Genomic DNA, 12,604 nt, shown 5'->3' on the forward strand with positions numbered 1-12,604 from the left:
CTTCCGTATCGTGCCCCGGGGCGCCGTCCCCGCCCGGCCACGGCACGACGAAACCGTCCCGGCCTCGTCACACCGCTGATCCGGGTCAGAAGCACCGGAGAGGACCTCGGGCCGACCGGTCGCCACATCGACGAGAAGGCGCTCACCCAGAGAGGCGTGCCCGGTCGTTTCCGTTTGTGCTCCGCGCCGCGGGCGTCCATGTCCGAGCGCCTCCCGCGCTGACGTGGGGACCGAACGCCGCCAGACTGGAGGTGGGCATGGTGAGCAGACGCCCGGGCCTGCGCAGCAGGTGATCATCCGCGAGGTGACGGAGGCGGAGACGTGACCGTGGGACGTATAGGTCTGGTCGTCCACGGCGGCCGCGCCGAAGCCGTGGACGCGGCTCGGACCGTGCGTACGTGGTGCGCCGAGCACGGCGTGCAGTGCGCCGACATCGACGTGTGGCAGGACGGTGGGCGGCGCCATGCCCGGGACGAGGTCGACTCAGCGGGCGACCCGGACCTCATCGTGACCCTGGGAGGGGACGGGACCTTCCTGCGGGGCGCCCGGCTGGCCGCCGAGAACGACGCCCTGGTCCTGGGGGTCGATATCGGCCGGGTGGGCTTCCTGACGGAGGTGCCCGTCACGCTGGTGCGCCAGGCACTCGACGCCGTCCGGCAGAACCGGTTCTCGGTCGACCACCGCATGCTGCTCACCCTGCGTGCCTCGCGCCGTCTGGAGGTGCCGCCGGAGATGGAGGCGCTCACCCGGTACGGCCGCGGACCGCTCCTGCCGCCTCCGCAGGTGCGCGCCCACTGCGAGGTGTGCGACGACTGGGGCATCCCGCTGAACGTCATGGCGCTGAACGACGTCGTACTGGAGAAGCTGGCACGGGACCGGCAGGTGTCGGTCGGCGTCTACCTCTCCGGGCGGCTGCTGGCCTCGTACTCCGCCGACGCGCTGCTGGTGGCCACACCGACGGGTTCGACCGCCTACAGCTTCGCCGCCGGCGGCCCGGTCGTCTCACCCCGCGCGGAGGCCCTGGTCTTCACGCCGGTCGCCCCGCACATGGCCTTCAACCGCTCGGTGGTGGCGGCCCCCGACGAACCCGTCGCGCTGAAGGTGCTCGAAAGGTCGGGCCAGGCCGCTGTCAGCATCGACGGCCAACTGCGCGGCGTCCTGTACCCGGGGGACTGGATCGGTGTGTACCCCGCCCCACGGCGCCTGAGGGCCATCCGGCTGGGGCCGATGGACTTCTACGGCCGCCTGCGCGAGCGGATGAAACTGACCGACGCCCCGGCGGCCGTCGTCGACGGGACGCCCGCGCCGCTCTGGCCGGTGACCACCCCCCGGCCGGACGACCTGGCGCACCTGGCACTGCCCATCGGCCCGACGGCGGACGGCGGACGGCACCCCTGATCGAGCCGGCCTGGCCGCGGCCCCGCGCCGTGAGCGACCCCTTGGGCAGCTCTTGACGGCTCCTGCACCGGGACTTGGCACACCCCGCATCAGGCCTTGGCGCGCCCCACATCTCCCGTACCGCCGACTTTCACATGGGCGCCACCGCACCCTTTCCTGACGTTCGGTGCTCCTGGAACACTCCCTTCGCGCAGGTTCCCTCACCATTGGGCGTATCGCGCCCCGTCAGGACAAGAGGTCCCCCCGTCATGCCTGAAGTGAATCGGCGCCGATTCCTCCAACTCGCGGGCGGCACCGCCGCGTTCACCGCCCTCTCCAGCAGCATCGAGCGCGCCGCGGCCCTGCCCGCCAACCACCGTTCCGGCACCATCGAGGACGTCGAGCACATCGTCGTCCTGATGCAGGAGAACCGTTCCTTCGACCACTACTTCGGCACCCTCAGAGGCGTCCGCGGCTTCGGTGACCCGCGCCCGGTGACCCTGCAGAACGGCAAGACGGTCTGGCACCAGTCGGACGGCACCAAGGACATCCTGCCGTTCCACCCCGACGCCGACGACCTGGGCCTCGCCTTCATCCAGGACCTGCCGCACGGCTGGAACGACGGGCACGCCGCCTTCGACGGGGGCAAGTACGACAAGTGGGTGCCGTCCAAGGGCTCCACGACCATGGCGTACTTGACGCGTGAGGACATCCCCTTCCACTACGCGCTCGCCGACGCGTTCACCATCTGCGACGCGTACCACTGCTCGTTCATCGGCTCCACCGACCCGAACCGCTACTACATGTGGACGGGCTACACCGGCAACGACGGCCAGGGCGGCGGCCCGGTCCTCGGCAACGACGAGGCCGGCTACAGCTGGACCACCTACCCCGAGCGCCTGGAGAAGGCGGGGGTCTCCTGGAAGATCTACCAGGACGTCGGCGACGGCCTCGACGCGAACGGCTCCTGGGGCTGGATCCAGGACGCCTACCGCGGCAACTACGGCGACAACTCGCTGCTCTACTTCACCCAGTACCAGAACGCGAAGCCCGGCGACCCGCTCTACGACAAGGCCCGCACCGGCACCGACGCCCGCAAGGGCGAGGGCTTCTTCGACCAGCTCAAGGCCGACGTGAAGTCCGGCGAGCTGCCGCAGATATCCTGGATCGTCGCCCCCGAGGCCTTCACGGAGCACCCCAACTGGCCCGCCAACTACGGCGCCTGGTACATCTCACAGGTCCTCGACGCGCTCACCTCCGACCCGGCGGTGTGGGCGAAGACGGCCCTGTTCATCACCTACGACGAGAACGACGGCTTCTTCGACCACCTGATACCCCCCATCCCGCCCGCCTCCGCCGCGCAGGGCAGGTCCACCGTCGACGTGGGACCGGACCTCTTCAAGGGCGACGGCGGCCACGTCGCCGGCGCCTACGGGCTCGGGCAGCGCGTGCCGATGCTGGTCGTCTCCCCGTGGAGCAAGGGCGGCTACGTCTGCTCCGAGACGCTCGACCACACCTCCGTCATCCGGTTCATGGAGCGCCGCTTCGGTGTGCACGAGCCGAACATCTCGCCCTGGCGGCGCGCCATATCCGGCGACCTGACCTCCGCCTTCGACTTCTCCCGCAAGGACACCGAGCCGGTAGCGCTGCCGTCCACCGACGGCTACCAGCCGCCGGACCGGGACCGCCACCCCGACTATGTGCCGACCCCGCCCGCCGACGGAACCCTGCCCAAGCAGGAGCGCGGCCTGCGACCCACCCGCCCGCTGAAGTACGCGCCGTCCGTGGACGGTTCGGCGGACACCGCGGCCGGGACGTTCACCCTGACCTTCGCCTCCGGCGCGCACGCCGGTGCCGCCTTCCTGGTCACCTCCGGCAACCGCACCGACGGCCCCTGGAACTACACCACCGAGGCCGGCACGTCGGTCTCGGACACCTGGAACTCGGCGTACTCCGGCGGTTCCTACGATCTGACCGTGCACGGCCCGAACGGCTCCCTGCGCGTCTTCGAGGGCCATGGCAAGGCCGCCGGTCCCGAGGTCACCGCCCGGCACACCGGTGACGACCTCGCGCTGACGTTCACCAACAAGGGTTCCGGCACGGTGAAGTTGAAGGTCACGAGCGGCTACGGCGGCCGCCCGCAGACGGTCACGGTGCGCCCCGGTGCCACGGTGAAGCACACCGTCGACCTCGGGTCGAGCAGGCGCTGGTACGACCTCACCGTCACCTCCGACGCCGACCCGTCCTTCCTGCGCCGCTTCGCCGGGCACGTGGAGAACGGGCGGCCGGGTGTGAGCGACCCCGCGATCGTGACGGAATGACGGGAGGATCCGGTGTCCGTGGTTTTCCGGCCGGCTCGCGGTAGTGTGCCCCGGTGACCACGCATTCGAACACGCCTGCAGGCTGGTACCCCGATCCCCACGGCGCACCGCACACGCTGCGCTACTGGGACGGCTCGCAGTGGACGCAGCACACCCACGCCGAGCAGCAGGCACAGGCCGCGCAGCAGGCGCCGCAGCAGGTGCCCGCGCAGCAGGCGCAGGGTCCGCAGGGATACGGCCAGCAGCCTTACGGTCAGCAGCCCCGTGGTCAGCAGCCCCATGGTCAGCAGCCCTATGGCCAGCAGCCTTACGGTCAGCAGCCCCATGGTCAGCAGCCCTACGGTCACCAGGCCGCGGCCCACGATCAGCGCGTCCAGCACCAGGTGCAGCAGCAGGCCGGGGTCGCGCCGAGCGGCCCCGGCGGCGGCACGCTGTTCACCGAACCGGTGCTGGTCGTGAACCAGAAGGCCAAGCTGATCGAGCTGACGAACGAGTACAGCGTCTTCGACCAGAACGGCAACCAGATCGGATCGGTCACGGAGGTCGGGCAGAGCGCGCTGAAGAAGGCGGTGCGCTTCGTCTCCAGTCTCGACCAGTTCATGACCCACAAGCTGGAGATCCGCGACAGCTACGGGCAGCCGCAGCTGGTGCTGACCCGGCCCGCGAAGGTCTTCAAGTCGCGGGTGGTGGTGGAGCGCCCGGACGGTCAGGTCGTGGGCGAGATCGTCCAGCAGAACATGATCGGGAAGATCCACTTCGCGATGAACGCGGACGGCCGGCAGGTCGGCGCGATCAAGGCGGAGAACTGGCGCGCCTGGAACTTCGCGATCGTCGACCACGCCGAGAACGAGGTCGCCCGGATCACCAAGACCTGGGAGGGCCTGGCGAAGACCATGTTCACGACCGCGGACAACTACGTCCTGCAGATCCACTACCAACTGCCCGAGCCGCTGCTGAGCCTGGTGGTGGCGACCGCACTGACCGTGGACACGGCGCTGAAGCAGGACTCCCGCGGTCTCGGCTGAGCCGCGGGAGAGAAGACGGAAAACGGCGGTGGCCGGCACGTACGTACAGTGCCGGCCACCGGCGTGTTCACAGGGTGGTCAGGTGCTCCGGCGCGGCCGGCCGCTGAGCGGGCAAGGACGGCTCGAAGGGGGCCGGCCCGGGCTCCAGAGCCAGCACCGCGGCGACCGGGTGGTCGTCGTCGACCGGGGCGAGGGCAGCGGGGCCGGACCGCGCCAGCGTCACCACGCCCCAGGACGCCAGGCCCGCGCCCGCCGCCGCGAGGAGCAGACCTGCCGCGCCGCCCTGGAGGCGTTCGCCCAGCAGACTGAGACCGATGACCGCCGCCGCGACCGGGTTGGCGAGGGTGACGAGCGCGAGCGGAGCGCCGAGGCCGTCCCGGTACGCGGTCTGCGACAGCAGCAGACCGGCCGTCGCGAACAGCGCCACCAGCAGCGCCACCACGACGACGTGCGCGCTCAGCGGCGCTTCGGAGCGGTCCGTCGCCGCCACCGTCACGGTCTGGGTGAGCGCCGAGGCGACACCGGACGCGAAGCCCGAAGCGGTCGCGTGCCGAAGCCCGGGGCGGGCGCCCGGCCGGGAGAGCACGCCGATCACGGCGGTGGTCGCCCCGGCCACCGCCAGCGCCTCGGGCAGGCTCAGCACCTCGTCCGGCTCCGGCCCGGACGCCGTCACCAGCAGCGCTGCCAGACCGAGCAGCGTCAGGGCCGTGCCCCGCCACTCCACCGCGCGGACCCGGCGCCCCGCCGCCCGCGCCCCCAGCGGCACCGCGGCCACCAGGGTGAGCGCGCCGAGCGGCTGCACCAGCGTCAGCGGACCGAACTTGAGAGCGGCGACGTGCAGCAGCGCGGCGGAGGCGTTCAGTGCGACCGACCACCACCAGGCGCCGCACGCCAGCAGCCGGACCACACCCGTCCCGCTCTCCCGGGCGGCGAGTCGCTCCTGAGCCACGGCGGCCGCCGCGTACGCGACCGCGGAGAACAGGGACAGGACGATCGCGAGGACGGCGGCGCTCATCGCCCGGCCCCCACCAGGCCGTGGCCGTCGGCGGTCCTGGCCTCCGCGGACCTCGCCGACGGCACCGCGCGCCGCACCGCCGGGGCGATTCGCTGCGGCTTCGCCGACGGGCTCGGGACCACGGCCAGAGCGATGCCCAGCAGGACCGTCGCCACGACCGCGTCGAGCCAGTAGTGGTTCGCCGTACCGACGATCACGAGCAGCGTCACCAGCGGATGCAGCAGCCACAGCCACCGCCACCGGGACCGGGTCGCCGCGATCAGGCCGACCGCGACCATCAGCGCCCAGCCGAAGTGCAGCGAGGGCATGGCGGCGAACTGGTTCGCCATCGAGTCGGTCGCGGGCTCGGCCCCGTACACCGTCGGCCCGTACAGCTGCCCGGTGTCCACCAGGTGCGCCATGTGGAGCATTCGCGGCGGGGCGAGCGGAAACGTGAGGTGCAGCGCCAGCGCCGCGCCGGTGACCAGAGCGAGGATCCGGCGGGCCCACAGGTAGTGGTCCGGCCGCCGCAGGTACAGCCACACCAGGAACGCCGCGGTGGCCGTGAAGTGCACGGCCACGTAGTAGAGGTTCGCGGTGCGGACGAGGGTGTCGCCGTGCAGCAGTGCGGACTGCACGGCGCCCTCGCCGGGCAGCCGCAGCGCGCGCTCCCAGTCCCAGACGCGGTGCGCGTTGTGGAACGCCTCCGCGGTGTGGCCGTTCGCGAGCTGCCGGCCGAACTTGTAGACCAGGAAGAGCCCGGCGACGAGAAGGAGCTCGCGGACGAGGGGCGGCCGGTGTATCGCGGCTGCCCCTTCCCCTTCGGGCTCGGTGCGGGAATCCATCCCCGCCCCCCTTTGCTGACAGTACGTGTGGGGTGGTGTGTGGTGAGCCCAGGAGGGGACCCACTCGACAGAGGAGTGGGTCCTGTCCAAGGCTCATCGATACGCCAGTGTACCGATACGCTCGCGTACCGGTACACTGGCGTCTCGATACACTGGTGTGAAGCGGCCCACGCGGCCGGCACCACGACCGAGGAGCAGAAGCCATGACGTCGCAGGCAGCGGAGGTACCGCAGTCGGCGGCCGCCTCGCGCCGCTCCAAGCTCACGCCGGAGCGCGAGCAGGAGTTCTTCGACGCCGTGCTGGAGCAGATCCGCGAATGCGGCTACGACGCGGTCACCATGGAGGGCGTCGCGGCCGTCACCCGATGCAGCAAGTCGACGCTGTACCGGCAGTGGAAGACGAAGCCGCAGTTCGTGGCCGCCGCCCTGAGGGCCAGTCGCTGCCCGCGGTTCGCGGGCGTCGACACCGGTTCGCTCGCCGGGGACCTGCGCGCAGTGGCGCGGGCCGCGGCCGAGTGGTCGCGCCGGGACACCAAGCTCCACCAGGCCCTCGGCCACGCCGCGATGCAGGACCCGGAGCTCGCGCGGGCGCTGCGCGAAGCACTGGTCGAGCCCGAGGTCAGGGCGTTGCAGGAGATCGTCCGGCGTGGTGTGGAGCGCGAGGAGGTGCCCGCCGGCCATCCGGCGCTGGAGTACGTCCCCGCACAAGTGCTGGGCGTGCTGCGGGTCCGCCCCCTCCTGGAGGGGGAGTACGCGGACGAGGAGTACCTCACGCGCTTCGTCGAGGCCGTGGTGCTCCCGTCGCTGGGACTCACCTGAGGACCGGGTCGCCGTCCGTGGGATGACCGGACGTCGGCCCGACCGCGCCGCACCGTGGGGACGGGGGCGGCGCGCATCCCCGGCCGGGCGGGGCTCCTCCAGAGCGGAGGGGAGCCCCGCCCGGCCGCATCGCATCGGCCGGGGCGGCAAGAGTGTTTCGTCTTCGGACGGACCCCTAGACCTTCTGTCCGGTGCCGCCCGCCGACGACTCCTTGATGCCCTTGGTGATCTGGTCCAGGACGGACGGCTTGGGCCCGCCGGACCCGGCGTCGAGGCCGAAGCGTACGACGACGAGCTGCCGGGAGTCTGCGGGCGACGGGAAGACCAGCGACTCGACATAGCCGTCCGTGCCCTTAGCCGTGACCGCCTTCCAGCGGACCATGTAGCCGTTCTGCCCGGCCACGGTCACCGCCTCCGAGGCCAGCACCTGGTGCGAGGTGATCCCGCCGTAGGACGTGCCGCCGTAGGACTCCTCGGCGTTCTTGGCGATGTCCTGCTGGGCCGCCGCCCGAGCGGTCGTGGCCGTCAGCCCCTGCTGCTCGGCGGAGGCCGAGTAGGCCCCGCCGGTGTTGCAGGTCTTCGAGGCGTCACCGGGGCACTTGTAGGTGTCGTTCGACTGGACGGCCGCCCCGCCCTCGACGGTCTGGCCGGTCCACCCGGCGGGCACCGGGATGCTGATGCCGTTGAACGGGTCGGCGGCGTACCCGTCCTCGGTCCCCGGCTGCCCGGACCGACCGGGCGCGGGCGTCTGACCGCCCGAACCCCCGGAACCACCGCCGAAGGGCCCGCCCTGCCCCCCGAACGGATCGCCCTGACCACCTTGGCCGCCCTGACCGCCCTGGCCTTCTTGGCCACCGAAGCCGCCCGGGCCGCCCGGACCCTGAGCACCCGCGGAGCGGCCGCTCGCGCCGTCCTGCGCCGTGAGCGCGTAGACACCGCCGCCTATGCCCGCCAGCACCACGATCGCCGCCGCCACGGCTATCCCGGTCCGCACACCGTGCCGCGCCCGAGCGGGCGCGGCACCGGGGTAGGGGGCGGCGGCGAACGGCTCGCCCGGATACGCGCCGGCGACCGGCGGCTGCTCCGGAGGACCCCACGAGGCGCCCGCGTCCACGGGGCGGACCCGGTCCGTCCACGCCTTGCCGTCCCACCACCGCTCGGTGGCGGGCCCGTCACTTGTCTGCCCCGGGTCGGGGTACCACCCGGGAGGAGTCACCTGCGTCATGCCCCCACGGTATGAGGCGGGAGTGAAAGGCAGATGAGAGCGCCCGACCTGGGCACCCGGCCCACGGTGAGTCGACTGCCCGACTGCCCGACTGCCCGACGACTGCCGATCGGCCCGGCCGGCCCGCGGCGCCGCGGGTCCGTCGTGCCGGACTCGGAGCTGCCGCACGGCACCACGTACACGCCGGAACCAGGCCGTCGCCGCGAGGGTGGAGATTGCACTTGAGGGAGAATGCGCTTGCTCCGCACGGACTTTGACGTCCTATTACCCGCGCCGCGGCTGGTCGGCGCCGGATCGCGTCGCCCCGGGGTGCCTCGCGTCACCCGTCACGGCAACAGGTGCCCCGACGTCCCTCCACCGGGGCACGGGGACGGCTAGGCTCGATGTCCGTACGTCGTTTGGGCGACCTGGGGAGGTACCGGGATGACGGAGGCACGGCCCGGCGCGGCCGCCTCGGCTTCCCTGTGGGAACGCGACGCGGAGCTGACCGTCATCACCGAGGCGGTCGACGCGCTCTGCGACGACGCGTCGCCCTCGGAGTCGGGGAGTCTGCTGGTGTTCAGCGGGGAGGCCGGCATCGGCAAGACCGCCCTCCTCGCCGAGACACGCCGCATCGCGGACGAGCGCGGCTGCGCGGTCTGGTGGGCGCGCGGCGGCGAGACCGTCACGTCCGTGCCCTTCAACGTCGTACGACAACTGCTCCAGCCCGTGCTCCTGTCCCTGATGCCTCAGGAGGCGCGGGAGTACCTGGGCGACTGGTACGAGGTCGCGGGCCCCGCCCTCGGCATAGCGGACCCCGGAGAGCGGCAGGCCGACCCGCAGGGCGTGTGCGACGGACTGGTCGAGGTCGTCTCCCGGCTCGCCCGGCGGGAGTGGCCGCTGGTCCTGATCGTCGACGACGCCCACTGGGCCGACCAGGAGACCCTGCACTGGCTGGCCGCCTGCTGCGAACGCCTCGCCGACCTGCGCGTGCTCCTCGTGGTGGCCCTGCGCCCCGGCGAGGCGTCCGGCGAGGGCGCCCGGCACCTCGACGCGATCACCGCGGCCGCCCGTCGCCCGGTCAGCACCCTCAGCGCGCTCACCCCCGAGGCGACCGCCGGACTCACCCGGGCCACCGTCGGCGCGCACGCCGACGCCCCGTTCTGCCGCGAGGTGTGGGCCGTGACCGGCGGCAACCCGTACGAGACCGTGGAACTGCTCGCCAAGGTGCAGGACAGCCGGCTCGACCCGGTCGAGGCCTCGTGCGCCGAGCTGCGCGACCTGAACCGCTCGGCCCGCGGCAACGGCCTCGTCGCCCGCCTGGAGGGCCTCGGCATCGACGCCACCCGGTTCGCCTGGGCCGCGGCCATCCTCGGCACCGGCATCACCCTGGACCTGGTGGCCGAGCTCGCCACCATGCGCCCCGAGGAGGCCGCCCGCTGCGCCGAACTGCTCAGCGCGGCCCGCATCCTGACCGCACCGGGTGTAGCGGGCCGCCGGACGGACGGCGCTGAGCTGGAGTTCGTCCACCCGCTGATCGCCAGTGCCGTCTACCGCTCGATCCCCGACGGCCTGCGTACCGCCATGCACGGCATCGCCGCGCGGGTCGTCACCGACTCCGGGCTCGGCGCGGCGGCCGCCTCCCGCCACCTCCTCGAAGTCCACCCGGACGACGACGAGGAACTGGTCGAGCAGATGCGGGAGGCGGCGCGCGAACACCTCGCCGTCGGCGCCCCCGAAGCGGCCCGCCGCTGCCTGGAGCGCGCCCTGGCCGAACCGCCGACGCCCGAGGCCCACCCGTACGTGCTCTACGAACTGGGCTGCGCCACGCTGCTGACCGCACCGGCCACCACCATCGACTACCTCCAGGCCGCCCTGGCCCTGCCGGGCCTGGAAGGCGACGACCGGGTGGATGCCGTCCACCGCCTGTCCCAGGCCCTGCTGCACAACGACCAGCTCGACGACGCCATCCGCACCGTCGACGAGGAGGCCGCCCGTCTGGAACCGGGCCCCTCCCGGATGCGTCTGCAGGCCGTCCACTACATGTGGGAGAGCATCCACGCGGCCGAGGAGGACTCCCCGGCACGCTCCCGCGAGCTGGCCGAACTCGCCCGCACCTGCACCGGCAGGGACAACTCCGAGCGCGCCCTGCTCATCCTGCGCGGCTTCGACGCGATGACCCACGGCGAGAACGCCGAAGAGGTCGTGGAAGTGTGCGACCGGGCCCTCGTCAACGGCCGCCTCGCCCCGGGATTCGGCTGGACCGACACCGAGTGGGGCATCGAACTGCTGCTCATGCTGGGCAGCGCGTACGCCTACAGCGACCGGCTCGACCGGGCCGAGAGCCTGTTCACCGAGGGCCTGCGCGCATACGAGTCCGCCGGCTGGAGCGGTGGTCATCTCTCCCTGGCCCACGCCTACGTCGGACTCGCGCACCGCAGGCGCGGTCGGCTCCGGGACGCGGAGACCTCCCTGCGCGAGTCGCTGCGCCTCGCCGAGCGCGTCGGGCGCGGGCTGCCCCTGTACTGGTCGGCGACCTGCGGCCTCGTCGACACGCTGCTCGCCCGCGGGCACGTCGAGGAGGCCTGGTCCCTCGCCGAGCGGTACGGTTTCGCACCTCCGTACCCGTCCACGATCGTGCTGCCCGACACCCGTTCCGTGCGCGGCCGGCTGCTTCTCGCCGTCGGGCGGACCGAGGAGGCCGTGGGCGAGCTGGAGGCCGCGGAGAAGGCGTGCGCGGGGCGCGGCCACAACCCGGTGCTGGCCCCCTGGGCGGGGGACCTGGCGCGGGCACTGGCCGCCGACGATCCGCGGCGTGCGGCGGATCTGGCCGCTCTTGCCCGCCGGCAGGCCGAGCTCCTGGGCACCGACACAGCCATCGGCGAGGCCCTGCGGGTGGCTGCCGCGCTGGAGACCGGGCAGCGTGCGGTGCGCCTGGCCGGGCAGGCGGTGGCGTACCTCGAGGCCTCACCCTGCCAGTACGAACACGCCGCCGCGCTGGTCGAGTACGGGATCGCCACGAGGTCGGTGCCCGAACTCGAACGGGGGCTTTCGCTGGCGGAGTCCTGCGGGGCGGACGGGTTGGCCGTCCGGGCCCGGGACGCGTTGGAGGCCGTCGGAGCACCGTGACCGCGCGCCCCTTGCGGGCGTGCCGGGCGTCACGGCCCACGCGGGACGTTCGCAACAGGCCCTAGAGGGCCAGTAGTTGATCCGTGACCGCTTCCAGGCGCTTGCGTACCTCCCGGTCGTACGCCCTCTCATGCGCCCGTGAAGGACTGGTCCCGTCGAAGTAGCCGCCGCTGCCCACCTCCTGCGTCGCCGGCACCAGCACCCCCGCCGCCCCGTCCGCCACCGTGTTCCAGGGAGTGACCCCGGCCTCGCGGACCATCGCCGTGTCCATGTAGGTCGCGGGGTGCAGGACGTTCACCGACACGCCCGTGCCCCGGAGCTCCTCCGCCAGCGTGAACGTGTGCGCGGCCAGGGCGAATTTGCTGCGGCAGTACGCCGAGACGCCGCTGTAGCCGCGGGTCAGCTCCGGGTCGTCGAAGTCCACGGGCTCCTGGCCCGCCGAGCCCACGTTGACGATCCTGGCGGGGGTGTTCTGCCGCAGCACCGGCAGCAAGGCGCGGGTGAGGGCGACCGGTGCCAGGTAGTTGACCGCGAGCCGCAGTTCGTGGCCGTCGGCGCTGACCTCGCGCCCGGAGCCACGCGCGCCGCCGCCCACCCCCGCGTTGTTGATCAGGACGTCCAGCCCGGGGTGCGCCGCTGCGACCTCGTCGCCGAGCCGGCGCACCTCGGCCAGCGAGGCGAGGTCGGCGACGAAGCCGTGCGCCTCGCCCTCGGTGCGCAACTCCGCGACGAGCCGGTCGGTGCGGCCGGCGTCGCGCCCGTGGGCGAGGACCACGTGTCCGGAACGGGCCAGTTCGAAGGCGACGTACCGGCCGAGTCCGGAGGTGGCACCGGTGATGAGAACAGTCGACATGCTTCCACCCTAGGCACGCGCGGGCGGGCTGTGAGGGG

The 12,604-nt window shown here is 72.7% G+C and carries 9 protein-coding genes; 5 read left to right on the top strand and 4 right to left on the bottom strand.

Annotated elements, in window-relative coordinates:
* The first annotated feature begins 321 nt into the window (after positions 1-321).
* The 3 genes from N8I84_RS33940 (at position 322) to N8I84_RS33950 (ending at position 4,723) form a co-directional block, all read left to right on the top strand.
* A complete protein-coding gene (locus tag N8I84_RS33940; RefSeq protein WP_263233301.1) occupies positions 322-1,398 on the top strand; it encodes an NAD(+)/NADH kinase in 1,077 nt (358 codons plus the stop codon).
* A gap of 248 nt (positions 1,399-1,646) precedes the next feature.
* Positions 1,647-3,698, top strand: a complete 2,052-nt coding sequence (locus N8I84_RS33945) for a phosphocholine-specific phospholipase C (RefSeq protein WP_263233302.1) — start codon at positions 1,647-1,649, stop codon at positions 3,696-3,698.
* A gap of 53 nt (positions 3,699-3,751) precedes the next feature.
* Positions 3,752-4,723 (top strand): phospholipid scramblase-related protein, encoded by a 972-nt coding sequence (locus N8I84_RS33950; RefSeq protein WP_263233303.1) that lies wholly within the window; start codon positions 3,752-3,754, stop codon positions 4,721-4,723.
* A 67-nt stretch (positions 4,724-4,790) separates the two neighbouring features.
* On the opposite strand, the gene N8I84_RS33955 is transcribed toward N8I84_RS33950, so the two are convergent.
* Both N8I84_RS33955 and N8I84_RS33960 read right to left on the bottom strand, forming a co-directional pair.
* Positions 4,791-5,738, bottom strand: coding sequence for a DMT family protein (locus tag N8I84_RS33955; RefSeq protein ID WP_263233304.1), 948 nt, complete (start codon positions 5,736-5,738; stop codon positions 4,791-4,793).
* Positions 5,735-6,562: a phosphatase PAP2 family protein gene (locus N8I84_RS33960; RefSeq protein ID WP_263233305.1), complete on the bottom strand. Its 828-nt coding sequence runs from the start codon at positions 6,560-6,562 to the stop codon at positions 5,735-5,737. The genes N8I84_RS33955 and N8I84_RS33960 overlap by 4 nt, the downstream gene beginning before the upstream one ends.
* A 203-nt stretch (positions 6,563-6,765) precedes the next feature.
* Here N8I84_RS33960 and N8I84_RS33965 point away from each other — a divergent pair, with 203 nt between their 5' ends.
* The gene (locus N8I84_RS33965; RefSeq protein WP_263233306.1) at positions 6,766-7,380 is read left to right on the top strand and encodes a TetR/AcrR family transcriptional regulator; all 615 of its coding nucleotides are present in this window, start codon (positions 6,766-6,768) and stop codon (positions 7,378-7,380) included.
* 175 nt (positions 7,381-7,555) lie between these two features.
* Here N8I84_RS33965 and N8I84_RS33970 read toward each other — a convergent pair whose 3' ends face one another.
* Entirely contained in the window at positions 7,556-8,605 is a 1,050-nt protein-coding gene (locus N8I84_RS33970; RefSeq protein ID WP_263233307.1) for a DUF2510 domain-containing protein, read from the bottom strand.
* A gap of 423 nt (positions 8,606-9,028) precedes the next feature.
* On the opposite strand from N8I84_RS33970, the gene N8I84_RS33975 reads away from it, so the two are divergent.
* The gene (locus tag N8I84_RS33975) at positions 9,029-11,713 is read left to right on the top strand and encodes an ATP-binding protein (protein ID WP_263233308.1); all 2,685 of its coding nucleotides are present in this window, start codon (positions 9,029-9,031) and stop codon (positions 11,711-11,713) included.
* A 61-nt stretch (positions 11,714-11,774) separates the two neighbouring features.
* Here N8I84_RS33975 and N8I84_RS33980 read toward each other — a convergent pair whose 3' ends face one another.
* Positions 11,775-12,566 carry an SDR family NAD(P)-dependent oxidoreductase gene (locus N8I84_RS33980; protein ID WP_263233309.1) on the bottom strand — a complete coding sequence of 264 codons (792 nt, stop codon included), beginning with the start codon at positions 12,564-12,566 and terminating at the stop codon, positions 11,775-11,777.
* Positions 12,567-12,604: the final 38 nt, after the last annotated feature.

The sequence above is a fragment of the Streptomyces cynarae genome (assembly GCF_025642135.1).
GTDB lineage: Bacteria > Actinomycetota > Actinomycetes > Streptomycetales > Streptomycetaceae > Streptomyces > Streptomyces cynarae.